The organism is Flavobacterium tructae (genome assembly GCF_001853485.1).
Classification (GTDB): domain Bacteria; phylum Bacteroidota; class Bacteroidia; order Flavobacteriales; family Flavobacteriaceae; genus Flavobacterium; species Flavobacterium tructae.
Window position 1 is genome coordinate 308,363 of record NZ_MIKE01000011.1, and the last position, 23,632, is coordinate 331,994.

Here is a 23,632-nt window from a genome sequence, read left to right on the forward strand (position 1 = left end):
AAGTTATGAAAAAGATCTTACACTACGGATTTCTTATAACGATACTTCTTTCAATTGTATTGGGATGCACAACACCCTATTCGTACCAAACTAATGGCTTCGAAGATGCTTTGGTAATAGAAGCCACCATGACCGATCAATATAAAAACCATCAAATTAAATTGTCCAGAACGTATAAACTTGACGGAAAGAAACCAACCTTTGAAAGTAAAGCGGTGGTATATGTTACCGATGATCTGGGTAATAAATATGATTTTCAGGAAAAAAATGAATCCTATATTTCCGTAAACCAGTTTCAGGCCACTCCCGGAAGAGCTTATCAATTGCATATCCTTACGAAGAATGGAAGAACATATGTCTCTAATGAGGAAAAACTGCCACAACAGACTCAAATCGAAAAAGTAGAAGCAAAAACTTTGACAAAAAAAGGAGAACTGGGAGTCGAAATTACCGTAAATAGCAATGATCCAACAAATAAATCCCGATACTACCGATACGAATACGACGAAACTTATAAAATTGTTGCTCCAAAAGCTTATCCTAAAAAAGCCGTTGCTGTTTTTTTTGCCCCGGGCTCCAACCCAAAAGGACAAGTGGTATTTGAAGACAGAACAACAGAAGTCAGAGTTTGTTACTCAGATAAAAAATCGAATGAACTAATTCTAACCAATACGAACCAGCTAAGCGAAGACAGAGTTACTGATTTTCCAATTAAATTTATTAGCAGTAAAGACCCCATCATAAGAACCAGATACAGCATTTTAGTCAAACAATATGTACAGAATCTCGCTGCCCATACTTTTTATGAGACCCTTAAAGAAATCGCTGATATAGGAAGTATACTATCGCAAACCCAGCCTGGTTTTTTCTACGGAAACATAAACCCTGTTGACAATCCGGGTGAGAAAGTGATTGGTTTTTTTAATGTGTCCTCCTATTCCGAAAAAAGGATCTTTTTTAATTTTACCGATCTTTTTCCTAAAGAACCAATCCCTAAATACCAATATTATTGTCCCTCTCCCATTCCTGAAAATGAAATAAATGATTTTTATTTCGAATACTGCTTCAATCCCAACAACGAGATTTGTCGAGGAAATGACATTTTAGATTTACTTAAAAGCGGAATAAAAACTTTTTTCCCTAATGAGTCACCTACTTCTTACTTACTATATCCCGTTGAATGCGGAGATTGCACTTCATTTTCATCAAACATAAAACCATCATTTTGGATAGACTAAAACAGATAACGATCATCACTTTAGCAATGTGTTTTCAGCAGATATTATTTGCTCAAAAAAACAATGCCGTAACTGAACTGAATACAATAGATCAAAACCTTAATGAGTCCATTTACATCAGTACAAATGCTAATTCCTATATAACCGGAGAATCTTTATTCTACAAGATTTTCTGTATCAATAAATCAACAAACGAAATATCAAAATATAGCAAAGTTGCTTACTTGCAACTAATCGACAAAAACAAAACAACAATCCTTACCCACAAATTATTTCTGGAAAACGGAACCGCCGGCAGCGACTTTTTCATTCCAACAACTCTGGAAACCGGAAACTATAAAATTATAGGATATACCAACTGGATGCTGAACAAAGAAGTCTCAGAATACTGCAATATTGACATTTACATCTTAAACCCGTACAAAGATAAACCTGTAAACACCATTTCTCAAAAAGAAGTAACTTTAGCAGAAACGATAACAAACAGAGACATCTCTTTTAATTTAAAGAGCAAAATTTACAAAAACAGAGATCAGGCAGAATTGCAAATCAACACAAATTCTGATGAGTTTACAAAAGGAAATTATGTGCTTTCAGTAAGAAAAGCAGATGGTTTTATCGCCCAAAAGAAAATCAATTTTGAAGAACTTAGTGCAGGCAATACTTATAAAAGTTCTCTATCAGAAATAAAAAACCCTAATTTTCTATTGCCGGAATTACGCGGTGAACTAATTTCAGGAAAAATAAGATCCCGCAATGCTGACATAAAAAATAAAAAAGTAGCTCTTTCTATAGTGGGCAAAAATTACACATTGAAGCTTGCCAAAACTGATAATGAAGGAAATTTTATTTTTAATCTGGAAAAGCCAAACTCAAACTCCAATGTAATCGTTCAAATCCTGGAAGACAACAAACAGGATTATACCATTGAGATGGACAAGCCGAAAAATATCAATTTTTCAAATTTAAGCTTTCCGGAATTTCAGTTCAATTCAGACTTCAAACAGAATATTTCAGAAAGACTAATTTCCACTCAAATAGAAAACGCTTATTACAATCTTAAAAAAGACAGCATATTAGCCTCAAATGATACTATTCCTTTTTACAACAATTTATCAAAAGAGTTTAAACTGGACGCTTTTACACGATTCGCAACTATGGAAGAAACGATAACTGAAGTTGTAAAAGGCGTCTACTTTTCAAAAGATAAAAACAACTATGCTATTCATGTTTACGATTACGATCCTAATTACGAATCTCCTTTACCAACTTTAATAATCGTAGACGGACTGATTATAGAAGACCTAAACGAACTATTTCGTTATAACCCAAAAAACATCCATAAAATCAATGTTGTAAAAGGAATTTACAATTATGGAGCAAAATCTTTTAACGGTTTAGTTTCGTTTACAACTAAAAATGGCGATTACGAAACCAAACTTAAAGGCAGTTTTATTATCAGGCCCGAACTTCTAAGACCACAGTCTAAAAAAGAATACTTCAAACCTGATTATACCGGCACTAAAAATGAAAGAATTCCTGATTACAGACATCAGCTTCTTTGGATTCCTAAAGTGGATTTAAGTGACACAAATTCAAAAATACAATTTTACACTTCGGATGTATCCGGCAAATTTGAAATCACACTTGAAGGATTTTCTGCTTCGGGAAAACCCGTTTTTATAAAAGAGACTATCGAAGTTAAAGAGGCGCTTTCAAATTAGATCGGAAGAGATAAAAAAGCAGCCAAACAATTAATTTGTAAAAATAATTTAAATTAATTGTAACTTTTTTTGAACTCATTACGTATAACCATTTGTACACTTAAAAATTGAGGAGACAAAAAACATGAGACAACTTAAAATCACCAAGCAGGTAACCAATCGTGAAACTGCATCATTAGACAAATACCTACAAGAAATTGGAAAAGTTGACCTAATTACCGCCGATGAAGAGGTAGAATTAGCACAAAGAATAAAAGCCGGTGATCAAAGAGCATTAGAAAAATTAACAAAAGCTAACCTACGTTTCGTTGTATCGGTTGCTAAACAATATCAAAATCAAGGATTAACTCTTCCTGACTTAATTAATGAAGGAAACTTAGGTTTAATTAAAGCCGCTCAGCGTTTTGATGAGACTCGTGGTTTCAAATTCATCTCTTATGCTGTATGGTGGATTCGTCAATCGATCCTGCAGGCTTTGGCAGAACAATCTCGTATTGTTCGTTTACCATTAAACAAAATCGGTTCTATCAATAAAATCAACAAAATGTATGCTTTATTAGAGCAATCTAACGAGCGTCCGCCTTCTGCTGAAGAAATTGCAAAAGAACTTGACATGACTGTAAATGACGTAAAAGAGTCTATGAAAAACTCTGGTCGTCACCTATCAATGGATGCACCTCTTGTTGAAGGTGAAGATTCTAACCTTTATGACGTTTTACGTTCAGGAGAATCTCCAAACCCGGACAGAGAATTAATTCACGAATCATTACGTACTGAAATTGAGCGTTCACTAGAGACATTAACTCCAAGAGAGGCCGATGTTGTTCGTTTGTATTTTGGTCTTGGCGATCAGCATCCAATGACTTTAGAAGAAATTGGAGAAACTTTCGATTTAACTCGTGAGCGTGTTCGTCAGATTAAAGAAAAAGCAATCCGTAGATTAAAACATACTTCAAGAAGTAAAATTCTTAAAACTTATCTTGGATAAATTCCAAAGTTCCAATTATAGCAATTCCAAATTCCAATTATTTTGTTGGAATTTGGAATTTATTTCAAAACTACCTATATTGGACGACAAAGCAAACAACAGTTTGATTGACTGTTCGTTTTTTGATTGATGATTGAAACTCCGGCTGATTACCGGAGTTTTTTATTTTATTTTTTTACTGCAACACTTTTACAAATCAGACTTTTTAAAAAACACAATGCTTCTTGAATTTATTACTCCAATCAAAACATAAAAACTTTGTATAAATCTTTGCGAGCTTTGCAATTAAAAAAATTAACTTTGCAAAAAAAACAACACAACACACAACTACACAATGAAGAATACACTTATTGCTCCTTCTGTTCTGGCAGCTGATTTTGCTAATTTGCAACGTGATATCGAAATGATCAACAACAGTCAGGCCGACTGGTTTCATATTGATATTATGGACGGAGTTTTTGTTCCGAATATTTCTTTCGGAATGCCGGTTTTAGAAGCTATTTCAAGACATGCTAAAAAAACAATAGACGTACACCTGATGATTGTTGATCCGGATCGTTACATTAAAACTTTTGCCGATTTAGGCGCCAATATCCTAAGCGTACATTACGAAGCCTGCACACACTTACACAGAACGCTACAAGCCATCAAAGCTGAAGGAATGAAAGCAGGAGTTGCAATTAACCCTCACACTAATATTGATTTATTAGAAGATGTAATCAACGATATTGATTTAGTCTGTATCATGAGCGTAAATCCAGGTTTTGGAGGTCAGTCGTTCATCGAAAATACCTATGCTAAAGTAGAGAAGCTAAAAGCCTTAATTACTCGTAAAAATGCTTCGACTATTATTGAAATTGATGGTGGTGTGACCAGTAAAAATGCCAAACAATTAGTAGAAGCCGGTGCTGATGTTCTGGTTGCGGGAAGCTTTGTATTTAAAGCCGAAAACCCAACTCAGACTATTGCTGAATTAAAAACTTTGACTACTTTTTAGATTCTTTAAATTGGGAAAGAAATCAATTCCGGTCATTTTCTCAAGAGTCTCAATTGGAACCACAAAATCATAAAGCGACTTGTCACTATCCTTATTCGGAACTAAAAAAGCAATAGCCTTATGTTCCTTTCCGGTTTTGACCAGGATAATTTTATAAAAATACCTAGGAACAGATACTTTTTCTGTTCCTATTTTTTTATCCGAATCTTTCAAAATTCCTCCTGTCACTACATAAATGTCATGATACTTTTCAGCCCAATAACGTGTTTTCTGTTCCAGTCTGTTCCAGATTCCGCTGTTGAAATCGTGATCTTGTGGTGAAATATTTGAAGTGTAAAAGGTATCATTATAAGCACTTTCATTAAACTCCATATCTCCCGCAGGGCAAAGATGCCCCTTATCATAACCCGACTTTTTATAATTCCTCCAATCTGCAGAACCGGTTGTTACTTTTGGATCTTCAATAAAATAAGGGCGTTTATAATCGGTGTTTTTTAGATATTCTTTCTTTAATTCATAAGCAACCCATTCTGCCTGTTCAAATTTTTCATTGTAGGACAATGTGTAATAGTTATGCTTTACAATTTGTCGGGTCGTAGAAGTCGGCAAATATGCTGCTGTAAACACTGAATCTGAACTGCCTTGATTCGAAACAAATGGAATCTCCTTCTCCTGTTCGGACAGTTTTTCACTTTCATTAATTTCTTTTTTACAGGATAACAGCACAAATCCCAACAAACTCAAAAGGATATAATTTTTCATCTTTCTTTCGGATATTTTTTTATCTGGTTTCCAACATCTGTAGAATACCGTTAAATCTACAAAAAAACGCTCCAAAAAATACATTTTGGAGCGTTTTCCTAACAAATTAATCCTTTTACAGTATTAAGACTTTACTAATTTATCTCTTTTAATTTTAGTTGTAGCACTGTTTCTTACCACACCTTTTACTTGTAAATCATCTAAAACATTCAATGCTTCTTCTACATAAACATCTTTAGATAATGCCTGATGCCAAGCCTCTCTTTTTTCTTTTAATGTAGCATCACTTTTCATTTCAAGCTCTTCGTAAGGCAATGATTTAAAAACCAAATTGTTTTTGTAATCTGAAATTGGTTTGTATTTTTTACCTTCAGTTTCTACCTGTTCCTGAGTTGCTTTGAAGTTTTTGATATTTAAACTATACGTATTCTCCTTATTTTTAACATCAATCCATTTTGCGTTGTCTTCGATCAATTTAAACTGTGCATTTTGAGCAATTCTGTTTTTACTGCTTTCAATTGCTTTAGTAAAATTTGTATTCGAATGCCATGTGCTATAATCCGCCGGATCTATTTTGTCCCAAGGCATAGCATTGTCGATATCGCGTTCTCCCATTTTTAAGTAAGCATAACGATCCGGCATTACCACATCACTATGAACTCCTTCTAACTGAGTAGAACCTCCGTTAATTCTATAGAACTTTTGCCCTGTAATCTTCAAAGCACCTAAATCTCCATAATTTGCATTACGAACAAATTGATTCAAATCCAGAACATTCTGAACTGTTCCTTTTCCATAGGTTTGTTTACTACCAATGATAACCCCACGTTTGTAATCCTGAATTGCTGCCGCCAAAATCTCTGAAGCCGAAGCAGAGAAACTGTTTACCATAATTACTAATGGTCCGTCCCACTCCACTTTTTTATCTTTATCGTACAGTACTTCTTTCTTTTTTCCTGCAGATTTCACCTGAACGATTGGCCCTTCTTCGATAAATAAACCTGCAATATCAACAACAGTCGATAAAGATCCTCCTCCATCGTCACGCACATCAAGTACGATACCGTTTATATCTTCTTTTTTAAGCCTTTCTACTTCAAGAGCAATATCTTTTCCGGCATCACGACCGTCTTTATTCTCAAAATCGATATAGAATTTAGGCAGGTAAATTACTCCGTATTTTAATCCGTTTCTTTCTACAATACTTGATTTTGCGTATGTTTCTTCAATTTCAACTACATCTCTGATGATTGAAATGATTTTAATCGTACCGTCTACTTTTTTAACGGTAAGCTTAACTTCTGTTCCTTTGTGTCCTTTGATTTTTTTCACAACATCGTCCAAACGCATTCCCACAACATCTACAGGCTCTTCGTTTCCTTGTGCCACTTTAAGAATTAAATCTCCTGCTTCAAGTTGTTTTCCTTTCCATGCCGGTCCTCCTGAAATTAACTCATCAATTTGAGTAAAATCATTTTTCTTAGTCAATCTTGCACCAATACCTTCCAGTTTTCCACTAATATTAACATCGAAACGATCTTTATCTTCAGGCGCAAAATAGCTGGTATGAGGATCAAAACGAGTCATGATTGAATTTACATATACTGAAAACCAATCTTCTTTATTCAAATCTTTAATCAGACTAAAATTGTCATCTAAAGATTTCAGTGAGCTTTCACGTGTTTCTTTTTCCAGAGTTTCAAAAGTTTTCTCCTTATAATTAGGGTCTGTTTTCTTTTTATCCTCTTCTAATTTTTGTTTGGTCACAAGCGAAGAAAGTGTAGATAACTTAATTTGTTTTCTCCATCTTTCGTTGATCTCAGCTGTATTTTTAGCATACGGCAATTTGTCATAATCCGCATTAAAAGTCTCATCAATATCGTAGTTGAAAGGCTGTGCTAAAATTGTCTTATAACGTTTTTTGCTTTCCTCCATTCGTTTCATCAATCTTGTGTAAGTAAGGTTGAAGAACGTTAAGTCTTTATTTAAAAACTGATCGTCCAATTGCAATTCATATTGTTTGAATTCGTCAATATCCGATTGCAGGAAGAATCTCTTAGACGGATCTAATGCTTCGATATAATCTTTAAAAATTCCCTTAGAGAATTCATCATTTATTTCTGCAGGACTATAGTGTCCTTTTTCAATGACAAATGCTAATAATTCTAAAAGTGTTTTATCTCTATTCGGGTCCGGATCTACTGATTTGTCTGCATTTATCTTAAAAGCAAACAACGTCAATGACAAGCATAATACGGCTATAAGTATTTTATAATTTCTTTTCATAAACTTAATAATAGCATTCATCAAATTTTTTAATCTAAGTTACGGTAAAAACTGTGCCAACAAAGCCAAGCCCGCTATAATTTTTTGTTAAAGGTATAAAAATGTTTGACGCGCAAAAATCTTCTTTAAATTAGTTGACAAATTTTGCACTTTTTGTTCGTTTTCTACCGAAATCTGTCACTACATTTGCTTAAACCCCTTATACAACCTTACGATTTTAGCATGAAAAATGAGAAACCCCTAATATTAGTTACGAATGATGATGGCATTTTAGCTCCCGGAATAAGAGCTTTAATCAGTGTGATGGAAACTATTGGTGAAGTCGTAGTAGTAGCTCCGGATAAGCCTCAGAGTGCCATGGGTCATGCCATCACCATAAACAACACCTTGTTTCTTGACAAAATTTCTAAAGAAGAAGATGTGGTAACAGAATATAGCTGCTCAGGAACTCCTGTAGATTGTGTTAAACTGGCCGTCAATGAAATTTTAAAAAGAAAACCGGACTTGTGCGTTTCAGGGATCAATCACGGGTCAAATTCTTCTATAAATGTGATTTATTCCGGTACGATGAGTGCTGCTGTAGAGGCCGGTATAGAAGGAATTCAGGCAATTGGGTTTTCTTTACTGGATTTTGACTGGAATGCCGATTTTGAACCGATCAAATCATTCGTTAAAAAAATTACTTTGGAAACTCTGGAAAACAAACTCCCTCCGGGTGTGGTTTTAAATGTAAATTTTCCAAAACTAAAAGAAGAAGAAATCAAGGGGGTAAAAATCTGCCGTCAGGCTAAGGCTTACTACTCTCAAAAGTTTGACAAGAGACAGACTCCTTTCGGTAAGGATTATTACTGGCTTACCGGAAAATTCACAAACGAAGATCAAGGTGAAGATACTGATGAATGGGCTTTAGAAAACGGATACATTTCAATTGTTCCGGTACAGTTTGATCTAACCGCGCATCATACCATGCAGCAGCTTAATACCTGGAAATTAAATGAATAAAAAAGACATCACCATAGGCTTTGTTATTGGAATTTTCACGGCTTTGCTTGGAAGTTTTTTGTTTGTTTCGTTCTTCACCAAATTTGATTTCTTTACGGGAATTCAAACCATCAAGCAACAAGGATATCTCGGAAAAGTAATCACAATCGGTACCGTTTTAGATCTGGCCGTTTTCGGTATTTTTCTAAAAACGAACCGGGAATTGATGGCCAGAGGTGTTGTTTTGGCAGTCATTGTTCTTGCGATTTCAACTTTGTTTATTTAAATCTTATCTTTGTGCTGCAAAAATTATTTTGCGTTTAAAGTTGGAAACACACTTTCAAAAAAATCAATATGAAGTACTACATAATAGCTGGTGAAGCGTCAGGAGATTTACATGGTTCTAATTTAATGAAAGCACTATATGAGGAAGATCCTCAGGCGGAAATTAGATTTTGGGGCGGTGATTTAATGCAAAAAGCCGGCGGAACTCTGGTAAAACATTACCGAGAACTGGCTTTCATGGGGTTTGTTGAAGTTCTTTTCAATTTAAAAACCATATTAAACAATATTAAAATTTGCAAGAAAGATATCACAGCATTTCAACCTGATGTTTTGATTTTTATAGACTATCCCGGTTTTAATATGCGTATAGCAAAATGGGCCAAAGCTTTACATTATAAAACGCATTATTATATTTCGCCGCAAATCTGGGCCTGGAAAGAGAATCGTATCAAGGCAATCAAAAATGATATTGACAAAATGTTTGTGATTTTACCTTTCGAAAAAAGCTTCTACGAGGACAAGCATCATTTTCCGGTAGATTTTGTTGGGCATCCTCTGATTGATGCTATTCAGAATCAGCCTTCTTTTAATGAAACAACCTTCAGAAAAGAAAACCAACTGGGAGAGAAACCTATTATTGCAGTGCTACCCGGAAGTCGTCAACAGGAAATCACAAAAATGTTGAGTGTGATGCTAAGTGTGGTGGATGATTTTCAGGATTATGAATTTGTAATTGCCGGTGCTCCAAGTCAGGACTTTGAGTTTTATCAGCAATTCATCAGCAATAAAAACATCAAATTTGTATCGAACAAAACGTATGATTTGTTACGCTCTTCAAGCGCAGCTCTGGTAACATCCGGAACAGCTACATTAGAAACGGCTCTTTTTAAAGTGCCTGAGGTAGTCTGCTACAAAGGAAGTGCTATTTCCTATCAAATTGCCAAGCGTATTATCACGCTAAAATATATTTCACTTGTCAATTTAATCATGGATGAAGAAGTGGTTACAGAATTAATTCAGAGTGAATGCAACACGAAACGAATTAAAGAAGAATTACAAAAATTACTGACTTCTGATTATCGCGAAAAATTGTTAAAGAATTATGACATCTTAGAGCAAAAACTGGGAGGCGTCGGAGCCAGTAAAAAAACAGCAAAACTTATTGTAGCTGATTTAAAACACATTTAAAACTTTCTAGCTTTGAAAAGAATATATTATTTAATACTCATCACTGTCCTTTTTGCTTCCTGTAAATCGGCTTCAACTGCGGTGGGCAACAAAGAATCAAAGCGGGAAAACAGATATACGGTTACGCATTTAATCGAACACGCAACAGACAATATTGGAGTGCGATACAAAGCCGGAGGCACCACCAAAAGTGGCTACGACTGCTCCGGATTAGTGTTTACCACTTTTGAGTCGGAAAATATAAAACTACCCCGAAACTCTTTTGAGCAGGCTAAGGTGGGAAGAATCATTAAATTTAATGACGCCCAAAAAGGGGATTTAATTTTCTTCAAAACAAACAGAAGCAAACAGATCAATCATGTTGGACTTATTGTTGAAGTAAAATCAGATGAAATCAAATTTGTGCATTCTTCTACCTCAAAAGGAGTTATTATTTCATCCACTAAAGAATCCTATTATCAAAATTCATTTGCTCAAATCAACAGGGTACTAGAATAATCATATAAATTATATTCTTTTTCTTACAAAATTTAATACTTTTGACTCATGAAAGTATTAAATTTTCCTTTAAGTAAAATTACCATTTGGTTTAGCTCTGGCATTTTGGTTGCTTATTATTACCCGTCAAAATTCTCAGTAGTAACTTCCGTTTTTATTCTTGGTTTTACTGCTTTTTTACTAGTTTACACTTCCCTTCAAAAGAATAACAAGCGAAGTATCTATTTTGGAATAAGTATCTCTTTCATTTCTTTCCTTATTGGCATTGCAACGCTTTTACTTCATACGGAATCATTACAAGAATCCAATTATACTCATTGTAAAGAAGTTTTTAGCTCTCCACAAACGATAACTTTTGTGGTACGCGAAAAACTAAAAAGCAACGCATACAGCGACCGCTACTATGTGCAGATAAAGAAAATCAACAACAGGAATTACTCCGGAAAAATTCTTGCAAATGTAGAAAAGGGCAGTGCCGAAAATCCAATTATTATTGGAAACATAATAAAAGTCAAAACCATTTTGCAACGTACTAGCGCGAATAAAAACCCAAATCAGTTTGACTACCAAAAATACCTTTCAGATAAACAGATTTACGGTCAGTTGTACCTCAATAAAACAGAAATCGCGGTTAATAAAAAACTTCAAAAAGACATCTGGTATTACTGCGGACGTTTACATTCCAGAATTTATAATAATCTGAAAAAAACAGGTTTTCGTCAAACGGAAATGAATGTTGCACTTGCTCTTATATTGGGACAACGACAAGAAATTTCAAATGATTTGATTCAGGATTATCAGTTCTCTGGTGCTACGCACATTCTGTCAGTTTCCGGTCTTCATGTTGGTTTTATCATGCTGTTCATTAGTTTTATTTTAAAACCTGTTCCCAACACGCAAAAGGGCTCTTTATTAAAATTAATTTCAATACTGTTATCTCTCACACTTTTTGCCGTAATCTCAGGATTATCTCCATCGGTACTGCGTTCTGTTGTCATGTTTTCTTTTCTTGCTGTTGGCAGCCATCTTAGAAGAACAGGAAGTACGTATCATACTTTACTTGTCTCTTTGTTTTTAATTCTACTCTTCGAGCCTTACTTTTTGTTTGATGTCGGTTTCCAGTTAAGTCATCTTGCTTTGTTTTTCATTCTTTGGCTACAGCCTCTCTTAAACAGCATCTGGTCTCCTAAGCTCAAAATCTCGAAATTCTTCTGGAACGCACTAACTGTTTCTTTCGCTGCCCAAATAGGCACATTACCATTATGCTTGTATTACTTTCACCAGTTTCCGGGATTATTTTTTGTTACCAATATTGTTATGATCCCTATATTATCTTTTATCATGATTGCCGGAATCCTAGTATTGCTTATTGCTATTTTTTGTCCTCCTCCAATGGTCCTCGCTGCGATATTTGAAAAAAGTATTTTCCTCTTAAACTATACCATCCATTATATTGCATCACTCGAGTGGTTTGTTATTCGCAACATTAGCTTCAACTTTTGTCTTCTTATCTCCTCTTACTTTCTAATTATTTCTGCTAAAATCTGGGGTAAGAAAAAAAATTACAATACAACTTTCGCTGTATTGATTTCAATTATAGCATTTCAGATTTCTATGATTTATACCAAGAGAGAAACCGCGACCAAACGTGAAATGATCGTTTTTCACACAAAAAGCAACTCTATAATTTCTCAGAAAAATGGAGGTCGTATCAAAGTGTTTTCAAATGATACTCTTTTACTTCAATCCCCGAAAGCAACTCTTATAAGTTCTTATCTGTCAAGTGATTTTAGCCAATTAAGCGCTACTGTGAGCATCAAAAACCTGTTATATTTTAATGGAAAAAAGATCTTAGTAATTGACAGTTCCGGAGTTTATAAAATCAGCTCCCAACCTGACATAGTATTGTTGATTCAATCCCCGAAAATCAATTTAGACCGTGTTCTGCAAGAGCTGCATCCTAAAATTATAATTGCAGATGCATCAAATTCTTACTCTATTCAAAAAATCTGGAAAAGAAGTTGCCGTAAAAAAAACATCCCTTTTCATGCCACAGCCGAAAAGGGATTTTATTCTTTAAACTAATAAATCAAACTTAGTCCGAAAAGACAAAATAGCTCGTTTAATTCTACAAGATTCACGGATTCAGAATTAAATTTGCATCTGCAATCCACGCTTTTGCACCACCTTGCTTGTACGGAACCAAACCTAAGTTATTAAAAGTCGTTTTGCCTTTTCTGACGGAAGCCATTAAAAGACATACTTGCGGAAGTTCCTGAATGCCTAAAGCGTTTTTTAACTTGACATTTTGCTCCTTTACCATATCAGATGCTTCTGTATCTGACATATCCAGTTTTACCAAAATGACATTATCACGCGACCATACTGCAAAGTCAGGTGTAACAAAAATTTCACTCTGGATTCTCTGCGAAACTCCGGCAGCAGTGAAAAAAATTAATAAGGGCCGTTTTTGTGAATCACTCGCCATTATAGCATCATTCATATCTGTTTTCCAAATCAAATTTTGCGAATGCAGGCCAAACGAACCTAAAAAAAGTAATAAAATAAGTAATTTTCGGTTCATACTAAATTGGTTTTTTAAGTAGGTTAATGCGACTAAATTAACATAATATCTTCACCAAACAAGTGAAAATCAAATAAAATGAGTTAAAAAAGCAACATAAATTCAAATTCATTAATAAAGTCTTGGATTTTTAAGAAAATAAAAAAATATACCCTTTTAAATAACAAAACCATTGATTATCCGGATAAACCGTTCAAAAAAAAATCCCTTCTCACTCAAGAGCAAAAAGGGAATCTACAAATTAAACTAAGAAACTTAATTTAAATCTTACTACTCACCTGAATGCAAAATTGCATTTGACTCCGCGATCCAGGCTTTTGCACCACCCGGTTTATACGCAATTTTTCCTAAAGCGCTAAATGTGGTTTTATTTTTTCTAATCGAAGCACTTGCAAAACAAACTTCAGGCAAGTCCTCTACTCCAAAAGCATTTTTCAATTTGAGCTTTTGTTCTCTATCACTTTCATCCGCTGTACTGTCAGACAAATCAAGTTTTACAAGAATAACGTTGTCACGGGACCAAACCGCAAAGTCTGGAGTTTTAAAAATTTCGTTCTGAAGATTTTCCGGCACACCTGAGGCAGTGAATAAAATTAGCATTGGTTTTTTCTGTTCATTACTAAGCGCAATAGCATCCGTCATATTTGTTTTCCAAACTAAATTCTGCGCCTGCATAAAAATTGAACCTAAAAAAAACAGTAGGATAAGTATTTTTTTGGTCATATTAAATTGGTTTTTGGTTAGAATATTAAGACGAAATTAACATAATATTTTAATTTTCCAATTTTTATTAATACAAAAAATGTGTTATGTATTTTTTTAATCAAAATAAATTACAAAATACACAATAAGTGTAAAATTTAGTTATTGCTTTTTCTTACGAAACAAAAAAAACTCCTTACCAAAAGGCAAGGAGTTTTCCTAACTATAATTGTAATTTAATGTTTACGCTACGATTTTTTAGGATGTACAATTCCTTCAGCAACTGTTAACCAGGCAGTCGGACCACCCGCAACATATCCTGTCTGACCCAATCCTTTAAAATTCACTTTCCCGTCTTTTGACTCTGCGCTTGTGAAATAAATAGTCGGGAATCCCTGAATTCCAAATGCCTGCTGTAATTCATTATTCTGATTTTTAAGCTCTGGTGTCTGAGGTGTTCTTCTTGGATAATCAAGCTCAACCAACACTACATTCTCGGTCGCCCATTTTTTGAATTCAGCGGTTTTTAAAACCTCATTCTGCAAACGAATACACCACCCACACCAGTCACTTCCGGTAAAAAACATTAACAGAGGTTTTTTCTCTTTATTACTAACAGTGATCGCTTCTTTAACATCCGTATACCATTTTAACTCTTGTGCCTGCGTTACAAATGCTCCCGCTAAAAAAAGCGTTATTAAAAATATTTTTTTCATATCCTTTTATTTTACACACAAATTTAAACAAAAAAAGAATCGTAAAATGTCGTCTATTTTACTTCTTGCATTAATTTTCTAATAATTGGCGAAATTGCTAATAATATCAAGCCCGCAACTAGCGAATAAATAGCCAGTTGATAGTAACCTTCTGTATACGATTGTAATTTAGAAATCAAGGTGTCGCCGGTATTTGATCTGGAAATCTCGGCTCCCAGTTTACCCGCAGCCAACTGTCCAAAAGCACTTGCCAGGAACCACAACCCCATCATCATTCCGAATAATCTTTTTGGAGATAATTTGGTAATAATTGACATTCCGATTGGCCCCAGACAAAGTTCCCCAATAGTGGTTATCAGATAAGCAAACGTAAAGACATTTAATGAAGCAATTCCGTTAGCGCCAGCAAAGAATTTGGTCAGATAGAAGATGTAAAAGGAAGCTGCCAGGAATAAAAACCCAATTCCGAATTTAATTAAAGTATTCGGTTCAATTTTCCGTTTCCCTAACCATATCCACAACAAACCAATAAGCGGACTTAAAACTACTACAAAAAAAGTATTCGAACTGTTGTTCACAACGTTGGGATCAATTGTAAAAAACAACAATTTATTATTCAAATTATCTTTTGCAAAAAGCGATAACGATCCACCACTTTGTTCGTAAATAGAATTGAACAGGAAATAGAAAAATACAAACAGAAAAGCAGCAAAAAGCTTCTTTTGCAATTTAGAATCTCCCAGTTTAAACAATTCATAAGCAAAATACAAAACAGCAACTGTACCAATAGTATACATAAAATAATCCGTATACTTCGTATTCTTAACCATTATAAAAATAAAAGGCAAACTCAAAATAGACAGAGCATATACGGCTATCTCACGAATTCGTCTCTTTTGCGGTGTTAAATTCAATAACGGAGAATCACCAATTGGTCCTAAATATTTTTTAGTAAATAAGAAGGTGATCAACCCTAAAAACATTACAATTGCAGCGGATAAAAAGCACAATTGCCAAGAATAAAACTTCCCTAAATACACACACAAAGCACCACCAAAAAGTCCGCCAACATTTATACCGGCATAAAACATCCCATAACCTGCATCTCTTCGGCCATCATCTTCACGATACAATTCTCCAACCATCGAGGAAACATTGGGTTTAAAAAAACCTGTCCCAATAATAGAAAAAGCAATTCCGTAATAAAAGAAATCATGAGGCGCAATAGCAATCAAAAGGTTCCCCAGAATCATGACGATTCCTCCAAAAAACAACGATTTTTTAAATCCCAATACTTTATCGGCAAAAATACCTCCAATAAATGTAAAGGCATATACAAAAGCCTGAATAGCACCATATTGCTCGCTGGCATGATCTTCTTTCAAGAAAAGCTGATCGACCATAAAAATAACCAAAACCCCACGCATTCCGTAAAAGCAAAAACGCTCCCACATTTCGACAAAAAACAAATACCATAATTGTTTCGGATAATTGCCTTTAAAATTTTGAATTTCTTCTAAAGTGATTTTTTGCTCCATTTATTTATAAATAATTAATTAATTCCTCTCTCTTTCATCACTTTGTTAAGTTGCTTTACTAAAGCAAACATCAATATTGTCGCAAACATTAACAGCGCAAAATTTACCCAAAAAAAGTTGACTTTATTGTCGTAGCTATCCCACATACTAGCTAAAACACCACTTAGTTTATTCCCTATAGAAGTTGACAGAAACCAGCCTCCCATCATTAAAGAAGTGATGTTAACAGGACTTAATTTGGAAACTACTGATAATCCCATGGGACTCAAAAACAATTCACCAATTGTTATAATACCATAATTCGCTACTAACCACCATGCACTAACTTTCTCTGTACCGTTATCCCCAATTTTTACAGCAGCTATCATAACCAAAACAGACAACGCCGAAATCAGCAAACCGAAAGCAATCTTTGTAGGTGTTGAAGGTTCTTTTTTACGCATTCGTAAAAAAGAGAAAAATGCAACGACCAAAGGAGTTAATATAACGACCCAGCCCGGGTTGATAGACTGACTTAAATTTGTTGCCCAAAGATGAACCTTAGCACCTTCTGCCGGTAATTTATCCGGAGCAACATTTCTAAAATATAAAGGATAATTGACTTCTTTCTTAACCACTCCATTTACCTTTTGCAAACGAAATTGATCATCGTATAATTCCGTAGAGTCCTTTTTATATTCAACTTCTTTTGCCAGTTTTAGCTTAGCAATCACCATACCTGATGTTCCAGTTACTTCTCTGTCAGTATATCGATCTGCCCATGTAGTAAGCGCCGAGCCATTAAGCTTAAAGACTGCCCAAAATAAAATCACTACTCCAAAAATAGCCAATAAAGCTCCTATTGATCGCTTATCTTCTGTTTTTGCTTTAAAATAAAGCGAACCGTAAAAGAGAACTATTGGAATACATGCAAAAATGAAAGCGTCTGTACTGTCTGAACCAAATATAGAACTATTCACATTAGCATCTGAAGCTACTCCTTTTATCAACCAGCCAATTGCTCCAAAAACAAAAGAGGGTAATAAAATAAACAGTATAATTTTATAAAAAGGCATATCTCCTTCCTGCACTCCTTTTTTCTGGTCGTGTCCCACATAATGCTTCGTACCCAACAAAAACACAATAACTCCTATAAACATTCCGACACCGGCAGCCATAAAAGCCCAATGCCATCCCAAAAGGATTTGCAAAGCAGCTCCAAAGAAATTACAGATAAAGCCTCCAACATTAATTCCCATATAGAAAATATTGTAGCCTTCATCTTTTTTATCTTTATACTCTTCTTTAGAATAAAAACTGCCCAGTAATGTAGAAATATTGGGTTTAAAAAAACCATTTCCAACAATTATCAAAGTCATGGCGATATAAAGCATGGTCAAATCATGCACTCCAATTAAGAAGTAACCAACCCCCATTAAAATTCCGCCAAGGATGATTGATTTTCTATATCCTAAATACCGATCGGCAATTAGTCCGCCAATAAACGGAGTCAGAAAAACCAAAGCAATAAAAGTCCCGTATAAATCAGAAGCCTCTTTCTCGGTCATGGCAAAACCGCTCTTTACATCTTTCAGATATAAAGTAAAAATTCCGATCATTAAATAATAACCAAAACGTTCCCACATTTCAGACAGAAACAGGAATGGCAATGCTTTTGGGTGTTTTTTCCACATAACTATAAAGTCTTTAAAATTAAAATTACCTACAAGCCTAAACCTGTAGGTAATTTTTTATATATGATTACGATTTATGTTATCTAACACCATGCATCATTCTTTTCAGAAATGGAGTCAAAGCAAATAAAATAATTGCAGCAATACCCGTTAAAACAACAAATACCATGAAGAATTCGTATAAGTTATGAATTTCGAATCCGGCAAAGAAGTGATTATGAGCACTAATTTGGTGATGCTCTAATAAAGCCAATTGTTCAGCTGTTGGTGTAACTTTGTTATCTAAGACTGCCTGAAGGTCAATTCCTAATTCTTTTGCTTTTGCAAATTTGTCTCCGGTTGCCGGTAAGATTGAACCTAAAGTTCCTCCTAAAGCATAACCTGAAGCATTTGACAAGAAGAATACTCCGTACAATAACGAAGCAAAACGTTTTGGAGAAAGTTTACCTACCAATGACAAACCAATTGGAGACAAACATAGTTCCGCACATGTATTTAAGAAATATAATAAAATAAGCCATTTTACCAATAACAACCCTGATGTTCCGATATAAGAAACCTGAGTAGCGATCATAAAGAAACTAACCGAAATTACCACTAAACCAACGGCTAATTTTACCGGTGAAATTGGCTCTTTACCTTTAGCTCTTAAAGTATCCCAAAGTACGCTAAACGGCACTGCTAATAGCACTACGAATAGTCCGTTAAAAATCTGAACCATTGACGGAGGCATTTGCCATCCGAAGAAATTTCTATCCGTTTGGTTGTCTGCAATAAAAGTCAATGACGAACCTGCCTGCTCAAAAGCTGCCCAGAAGAAAATAATAAAGAAAGAAACGATGTAAATTACAATAATTCTGTCTCTCTCTACTTTAGTCAAAGAAGTATCCGAAATAATTAATCCGGCCAATGACAAACCACTAGAATAAATCAAAGTATAAATCAAGTTCTGACCGACCACATAATGGAAGAAGAATCCTAAAGCAACAAAAGCGATTCCGGCAATTGTTAAAGCTTTACTTGAGAAATTAGCTTTCTGAGCTTCTCCTTCTTCAAAATCAGAGGCGTCATTTTTAGAAGGTAAACCTCCTAATGGCTTTCCTTCAGGAGAAACCACATATTTATTTTTCAGGAAGTAAAAAAGAATTGTTCCGATAAACATTGCGGCAGAAGCAGCAAGGAATCCCCATCTAAAAGCGTGAATATCTCTAACTCCACCGGCATCTTTAACATCTCCTAACAAAGGGCAAATAGACTGACCTAAAAAAGCACCAATATTGATACCCATATAAAAAATAGTAAAAGCACTATCCAATTTTGTCTTTTCCTGTTTAGGATACAAACTTCCTACCATACTTGAAATGTTTGGTTTGAAGAATCCGTTACCGAATACGATAACTCCTAATGCAGTGTACATAATAATCGTAGCAAACGCTCTGTTACCTTCAAACACACTACCACTGGTAAACAGCAACAATTGTCCGATTGCCATAAGCAACCCACCTAAGATGATACAATTTCTGTTTCCTAAGAAACGATCGGCAACAAAACCTCCCAACATTGGCGTTAAATAACAAAGCCCAAGGAAACCTCCGTAAATCAAAGAAGCCTCTTCTTCCTTCATCAACAATGAATTTACAAGAAATAAAGTTAATAAAGCTCGCATTCCATAAAAGTTGAACCGCTCCCACATCTCCGTTCCGAATAATACCCAAAGTCCTTTTGGATGCGCTGTTTTTACCTGAGTTTCTCCCATATTCTTTATTATTTATTTAAGGTTTTTAGTTTTGTTTTATAATTATAAATTTTCTTTGATGAAGTTAGTCATTTTGTTGTATAGCTGAATTCTGGTCTTTCCTCCATAAATACCATGATTTTTGTCCGGATAGATTTGAGAATCAAATTGTTTATTGGCCTGAATCAATGCTTCCATCATTTGCATGGAGTTTTGCACGTGTACGTTATCATCTGCTGATCCGTGAATCAATAAAAACTTACCTTTTAGTTTGTCAACGTGATTTATTGGAGAGTTCTGATCGTACCCGCTTGCATTTTCCTGAGGAGTCTGCATGTATCTTTCCGTGTAAACGCTGTCATAAAAACGCCAGTTGGTTACCGGAGCAACAGCAATAGCCATTTTGAAAACATCATTCCCTTGGAAGATACAATTTGAAGCCATAAATCCTCCAAAACTCCAACCAAATATTCCAATTCTTGAAGCATCCACATACGGATATGCTCCAATTACTTTTGCGGCGTCAATCTGATCTTCTACTTCGTATTTTCCTAATTCTTTTTGAGTAACTTTTTTGAAATCTGCCCCTTTAAAACCTGTTCCTCTACCGTCAACACAAACCACAATATAACCTTGTTGTGTTAGGGATGCAAACCAATAGTCGTCTGAATTGTTCCAATCGTTGTTTACCTGCTGAGAACCAGGCCCGGAATACTGGTACATGAAAACCGGATATTTTTTTGAAGAATCAAAGTCTTTAGGTTTTAAAATCCACGCATTAAGTTCATTGCCTTTAGCTGTTTTTAAAACAAAAAATTCTTTTGTTGGTAAATTGTAAGCTGTTAATTTAGCAGAAAGTGCCTGATTGTTTTCGATAACCTGAATTTCTTTTCCTGTTTTCGCTTCGTTTAAAGTATAAGTAGTAGGCTGTGTACTGCTTGAGAAAGTATTGATAAAAAACTGAAAGTTTGGACTAAAAGTTGCCGCACTTGTTCCTGTATTTTTAGACAAACGAATTTTATTCTTTCCGTCTAAAGCAATACGATAAATATCTCTGTTGATTGAACCATTTTCTGTAGACTGATAGAAAATTGTTTTATTTTTTTCATCGAAACCGTAGTAAGACACTACTTCCCAGTTTCCTTTTGTAACCTGATTTTTAAGTTTTCCGTTTTTATCATATAAGTAAATATGATTAAACCCGTCTTTTTCGCTGGTCCAGATAAAGCTATTGTCTTTTAAGAAGGTCAAATTATCGGTAACATCCACATAAGCCTTGTCTTTTTCATTCAAAACTACTTTTGTTGCAGCAGTAGTTCCATCTACAAACAACAAATCCAGATTGTCCTGATGACGGTTTAAAACCTGAGCAGATAATACATTGTTATCATTTGTCCATTGTAATCTTGCAATATAAAAGTCATTGTAGTTTCCTAAATCAACTTTTTTACCCGCATTACTCACTGCATCATAAATGTGTAAAGATACTACTGAGTTTTTTTCTCCTGCCTTAGGATATTTAAACGTTTCAATTGTTGGATATAAATCTTTTTGAAAGATTGACATCGAAAATTCCGGAACAGCACTTTCATCAAAACGGATGTAAGCTAATTTTTTACTGTCTTTACTCCAGTCAAAGGCACGAACAAAGGAGAACTCTTCTTCATAAACCCAGTCCGTGATACCATTAATGACAGCATTTTTCTTGCCATCGGTAGTAACTGCTGTTGATTTTTTCGAAGCCAGATCATACACATACAAGTTATTCTCTTTTGCGTATGCGATTTTAGTTCCGTCCGGAGAAAAAGTTGGCTCCTGAATCTGAAAATCAAATAATTTAGTCAACGTTTTTGTGGTGATGTCGTATAAGAAGTAATTTGCTGTAAACGAGTGACGGAAAATTTGTTTGCTGTTACAGGCAATTAAAATCTTTTTCTCTGAGGCATCAAAAGTATAACTGTCAATTCCTTCAGCAAGATCCTTATGATTCTTTGTATCGATTAAATTGGCTACTTTTTTTAGTGTTGCAAAATCGTACAAATCAATCTGCATGCTTCGGCTGGCCTGATCTACATTTAGTACCGTATATTGGTCTGTATTTTTTAACGATTGCAGTTCATCCATTCCTTTTGCCCGAAATGCTCCGCTATAAATATTTTCGACAGTAATTTTTTGCTGACCAAAAATAGTGGTCACTAAAAATAAAAATATAACAGTAATTTTACCTGTATTCATTAGAATTATTTTAAATATAAAAAAAGAGCCCAATTTTAATAAAAAAAATGAACATAATACCCATTTTAATTGTTAAATGTTAAAAAAAATAACGATTGCGTAGTTTTCAATTTTCAAATACATTGCAAACAAAAGTCTTAAAATAGTATCTTTGCCACAACTTTATTATTTAAAATACTGAGAATGAACAACGCCGTTGCCGGATTTTCGAAATTATCCAAAAAAGAAAAAATAAACTGGATTGCCAATACCTATTTTTCAAGCCCTGAAGAAGCCCTTTCTATTATAAGAAATTACTGGAATACAGACGAAAAGCTGCAGCAATTGCATGATGAATTCATCGAAAACACCATCACAAACCTTTACATCCCGTTAGGAGTAGCGCCAAATTTCCTAATCAACGGAAAATATACCACAATTCCGATGGCAATTGAGGAAAGTTCGGTAGTAGCCGCAGCATCAAAAGCAGCAAAATACTGGTCGACCAGAGGTGGTTTTAAAGCAACGGTTATGGCTACCGAAAAAATAGGTCAGGTACATTTTACCTTCAACGGAGATGCTGACAAACTGCAATCTTTTTTCGATAAAATTAAACCTAAATTCTTCACCGACACGCAAAGCATTACTAAAAACATGCAACAACGCGGCGGCGGAATTTTAGACATAAAACTAAAAGACAAAAGAAGTCTTCTGGAAAATTATTTTCAGCTTCACGCTACTTTTGAAACCAAAGACAGCATGGGAGCGAATTTCATCAACTCATGTCTGGAGCAATTTGCGACTACATTAAAGGATGAATTTCACCATTCTGATTTGTTTTCGGAAGATGAGACTCTAAAAGTAATTATGAGTATTTTGTCTAATTATGTACCAAATTGTATTGTTAGAGCAGAAGTTTCCTGCCCTATCGAAGATTTAACAGAAAAACACATTCCGAATCCGCAGGAGTTTGCCGAACGTTTTGTACAGGCGGTTCAAATCGCCGAAGTAGAACCTTTCAGAGCTGTAACTCACAATAAAGGAATTATGAACGGTATTGACGCTGTAATTCTGGCCACCGGAAATGATTTTAGAGCAGTCGAAGCAGGAGTTCACGCTTATGCTTCTAAAAATGGTCAATATTCAAGTTTATCTCACGCTAAAATAGAAGACGGCATTTTTACGTTCTGGCTTGAAATTCCTTTAGCACTGGGAACTGTAGGCGGATTGACTTCTTTGCATCCACTGGTAAAACTATGTTTTGATATTCTTGAGAAACCTTCTGCAAAAGAATTAATGGAAATTGTTGCAGTTGCCGGTCTCGCACAAAACTTTGCTGCCTTACGTTCCTTAACTACTACCGGAATCCAGGAGGGACATATGAAGATGCACCTGAACAATATCATCAATCAATTTGAAGCAACTGAAGAAGAACGTCATTTAATTAAAACTCATTTCAAGAAAAGCGCCGTATCGCATAGCGCTGTGGTCGAGTTTATTGAAAATCTAAGAAAAAAGTAAAA

The 23,632-nt window shown here is 34.8% G+C and carries 19 protein-coding genes; 10 read left to right on the forward strand and 9 right to left on the reverse strand.

From position 1 onward, the window contains the following. Nucleotides 1-5: 5 nt before the first annotated feature. The 4 genes from BHE19_RS03320 to rpe all read left to right on the forward strand — a co-directional run bounded on the left by BHE19_RS03320 (nt 6) and on the right by rpe (nt 4,947). Nucleotides 6-1,238, forward strand: a complete 1,233-nt coding sequence (locus BHE19_RS03320) for a DUF4249 domain-containing protein (protein ID WP_070905938.1) — start codon at nt 6-8, stop codon at nt 1,236-1,238. Beyond that, on the forward strand, nt 1,226-2,962 hold the full coding sequence (locus BHE19_RS03325; protein WP_070905939.1) for a hypothetical protein: 1,737 nt from the start codon (nt 1,226-1,228) through the stop codon (nt 2,960-2,962). Before BHE19_RS03320 ends, BHE19_RS03325 begins: the two co-directional genes overlap by 13 nt. 124 nt (nt 2,963-3,086) lie before the next feature. Continuing rightward, complete coding sequence (locus tag BHE19_RS03330; RefSeq protein ID WP_007804760.1) at nt 3,087-3,950, forward strand: sigma-70 family RNA polymerase sigma factor; 864 nt, start codon at nt 3,087-3,089, stop codon at nt 3,948-3,950. A 334-nt stretch (nt 3,951-4,284) separates the two neighbouring features. After that, nucleotides 4,285-4,947 carry a ribulose-phosphate 3-epimerase gene (gene rpe, locus BHE19_RS03335; RefSeq protein ID WP_017494806.1) on the forward strand — a complete coding sequence of 221 codons (663 nt, stop codon included), beginning with the start codon at nt 4,285-4,287 and terminating at the stop codon, nt 4,945-4,947. Here the strand turns inward: rpe and BHE19_RS03340 are convergent. Both BHE19_RS03340 and BHE19_RS03345 read right to left on the reverse strand, forming a co-directional pair. After that, complete coding sequence (locus BHE19_RS03340; protein WP_070906561.1) at nt 4,924-5,709, reverse strand: DNA/RNA non-specific endonuclease; 786 nt, start codon at nt 5,707-5,709, stop codon at nt 4,924-4,926. The two genes, rpe and BHE19_RS03340, sit on opposite strands and share 24 nt — an antisense overlap. Nucleotides 5,710-5,832: 123 nt before the next feature. Beyond that, nucleotides 5,833-8,016 (reverse strand): carboxy terminal-processing peptidase, encoded by a 2,184-nt coding sequence (locus BHE19_RS03345; protein WP_017494804.1) that lies wholly within the window; start codon nt 8,014-8,016, stop codon nt 5,833-5,835. A 201-nt stretch (nt 8,017-8,217) separates the two neighbouring features. Between BHE19_RS03345 and surE the strand changes: the two genes are divergently transcribed. The 5 genes from surE to BHE19_RS03370 all read left to right on the forward strand — a co-directional run bounded on the left by surE (nt 8,218) and on the right by BHE19_RS03370 (nt 13,032). Then, nucleotides 8,218-8,997, forward strand: coding sequence for a 5'/3'-nucleotidase SurE (gene surE / locus BHE19_RS03350; RefSeq protein ID WP_017494803.1), 780 nt, complete (start codon nt 8,218-8,220; stop codon nt 8,995-8,997). Beyond that, nucleotides 8,990-9,262 carry a hypothetical protein gene (locus BHE19_RS03355; protein ID WP_070905940.1) on the forward strand — a complete coding sequence of 91 codons (273 nt, stop codon included), beginning with the start codon at nt 8,990-8,992 and terminating at the stop codon, nt 9,260-9,262. Before surE ends, BHE19_RS03355 begins: the two co-directional genes overlap by 8 nt. A gap of 68 nt (nt 9,263-9,330) precedes the next feature. Next, the gene (gene lpxB / locus BHE19_RS03360) at nt 9,331-10,449 is read left to right on the forward strand and encodes a lipid-A-disaccharide synthase (RefSeq protein ID WP_070905942.1); all 1,119 of its coding nucleotides are present in this window, start codon (nt 9,331-9,333) and stop codon (nt 10,447-10,449) included. Nucleotides 10,450-10,461: 12 nt separating this feature from the next. Beyond that, entirely contained in the window at nt 10,462-10,947 is a 486-nt protein-coding gene (locus BHE19_RS03365; RefSeq protein ID WP_070905944.1) for a C40 family peptidase, read from the forward strand. A gap of 48 nt (nt 10,948-10,995) precedes the next feature. Continuing rightward, entirely contained in the window at nt 10,996-13,032 is a 2,037-nt protein-coding gene (locus tag BHE19_RS03370; RefSeq protein WP_070905947.1) for a ComEC/Rec2 family competence protein, read from the forward strand. Between the two features lie 52 nt (nt 13,033-13,084). Here BHE19_RS03370 and BHE19_RS03375 read toward each other — a convergent pair whose 3' ends face one another. The 7 genes from BHE19_RS03375 to BHE19_RS03405 form a co-directional block, all read right to left on the reverse strand. Next, complete coding sequence (locus BHE19_RS03375; protein WP_017494798.1) at nt 13,085-13,531, reverse strand: thioredoxin domain-containing protein; 447 nt, start codon at nt 13,529-13,531, stop codon at nt 13,085-13,087. 270 nt (nt 13,532-13,801) lie between these two features. Further along, nucleotides 13,802-14,254, reverse strand: coding sequence for a thioredoxin domain-containing protein (locus tag BHE19_RS03380; RefSeq protein ID WP_017494797.1), 453 nt, complete (start codon nt 14,252-14,254; stop codon nt 13,802-13,804). A 227-nt stretch (nt 14,255-14,481) separates the two neighbouring features. Next, nucleotides 14,482-14,949, reverse strand: a complete 468-nt coding sequence (locus BHE19_RS03385; RefSeq protein ID WP_017494796.1) for a thioredoxin family protein — start codon at nt 14,947-14,949, stop codon at nt 14,482-14,484. A 53-nt stretch (nt 14,950-15,002) separates the two neighbouring features. After that, nucleotides 15,003-16,487 (reverse strand): peptide MFS transporter, encoded by a 1,485-nt coding sequence (locus BHE19_RS03390; protein ID WP_070905949.1) that lies wholly within the window; start codon nt 16,485-16,487, stop codon nt 15,003-15,005. 14 nt (nt 16,488-16,501) lie between these two features. After that, a complete protein-coding gene (locus BHE19_RS03395; protein WP_070905952.1) occupies nt 16,502-18,160 on the reverse strand; it encodes a peptide MFS transporter in 1,659 nt (552 codons plus the stop codon). Between the two features lie 79 nt (nt 18,161-18,239). Continuing rightward, nucleotides 18,240-19,916 (reverse strand): peptide MFS transporter, encoded by a 1,677-nt coding sequence (locus BHE19_RS03400; RefSeq protein ID WP_017494793.1) that lies wholly within the window; start codon nt 19,914-19,916, stop codon nt 18,240-18,242. 42 nt (nt 19,917-19,958) lie between these two features. Next, complete coding sequence (locus BHE19_RS03405; RefSeq protein WP_070905953.1) at nt 19,959-22,130, reverse strand: S9 family peptidase; 2,172 nt, start codon at nt 22,128-22,130, stop codon at nt 19,959-19,961. Between the two features lie 183 nt (nt 22,131-22,313). Here BHE19_RS03405 and BHE19_RS03410 point away from each other — a divergent pair, with 183 nt between their 5' ends. Continuing rightward, nucleotides 22,314-23,630 (forward strand): hydroxymethylglutaryl-CoA reductase, degradative, encoded by a 1,317-nt coding sequence (locus tag BHE19_RS03410; RefSeq protein WP_070905955.1) that lies wholly within the window; start codon nt 22,314-22,316, stop codon nt 23,628-23,630. Nucleotides 23,631-23,632 lie beyond the last annotated feature (2 nt).

What these genes read in the sequence shown, in the direction of transcription:
- BHE19_RS03405 (WP_070905953.1), bottom strand. Translation starts at nt 22,130, where the DNA reads ATGAATACAGGTAAAATTACTGTTATATTTTTATTTTTAGTGACCACT.
- BHE19_RS03395 (WP_070905952.1), bottom strand. Translation starts at nt 18,160, where the DNA reads ATGTGGAAAAAACACCCAAAAGCATTGCCATTCCTGTTTCTGTCTGAA.
- BHE19_RS03385 (WP_017494796.1), bottom strand. Translation starts at nt 14,949, where the DNA reads ATGAAAAAAATATTTTTAATAACGCTTTTTTTAGCGGGAGCATTTGTA.
- BHE19_RS03320 (WP_070905938.1), top strand. Translation starts at nt 6, where the DNA reads ATGAAAAAGATCTTACACTACGGATTTCTTATAACGATACTTCTTTCA.
- lpxB (WP_070905942.1), top strand. Translation starts at nt 9,331, where the DNA reads ATGAAGTACTACATAATAGCTGGTGAAGCGTCAGGAGATTTACATGGT.
- BHE19_RS03355 (WP_070905940.1), top strand. Translation starts at nt 8,990, where the DNA reads ATGAATAAAAAAGACATCACCATAGGCTTTGTTATTGGAATTTTCACG.
- BHE19_RS03380 (WP_017494797.1), bottom strand. Translation starts at nt 14,254, where the DNA reads ATGACCAAAAAAATACTTATCCTACTGTTTTTTTTAGGTTCAATTTTT.
- BHE19_RS03375 (WP_017494798.1), bottom strand. Translation starts at nt 13,531, where the DNA reads ATGAACCGAAAATTACTTATTTTATTACTTTTTTTAGGTTCGTTTGGC.
- BHE19_RS03370 (WP_070905947.1), top strand. Translation starts at nt 10,996, where the DNA reads ATGAAAGTATTAAATTTTCCTTTAAGTAAAATTACCATTTGGTTTAGC.
- BHE19_RS03340 (WP_070906561.1), bottom strand. Translation starts at nt 5,709, where the DNA reads ATGAAAAATTATATCCTTTTGAGTTTGTTGGGATTTGTGCTGTTATCC.
- surE (WP_017494803.1), top strand. Translation starts at nt 8,218, where the DNA reads ATGAAAAATGAGAAACCCCTAATATTAGTTACGAATGATGATGGCATT.
- BHE19_RS03410 (WP_070905955.1), top strand. Translation starts at nt 22,314, where the DNA reads ATGAACAACGCCGTTGCCGGATTTTCGAAATTATCCAAAAAAGAAAAA.
- BHE19_RS03390 (WP_070905949.1), bottom strand. Translation starts at nt 16,487, where the DNA reads ATGGAGCAAAAAATCACTTTAGAAGAAATTCAAAATTTTAAAGGCAAT.
- BHE19_RS03330 (WP_007804760.1), top strand. Translation starts at nt 3,087, where the DNA reads ATGAGACAACTTAAAATCACCAAGCAGGTAACCAATCGTGAAACTGCA.
- rpe (WP_017494806.1), top strand. Translation starts at nt 4,285, where the DNA reads ATGAAGAATACACTTATTGCTCCTTCTGTTCTGGCAGCTGATTTTGCT.
- BHE19_RS03345 (WP_017494804.1), bottom strand. Translation starts at nt 8,016, where the DNA reads ATGAATGCTATTATTAAGTTTATGAAAAGAAATTATAAAATACTTATA.
- BHE19_RS03400 (WP_017494793.1), bottom strand. Translation starts at nt 19,916, where the DNA reads ATGGGAGAAACTCAGGTAAAAACAGCGCATCCAAAAGGACTTTGGGTA.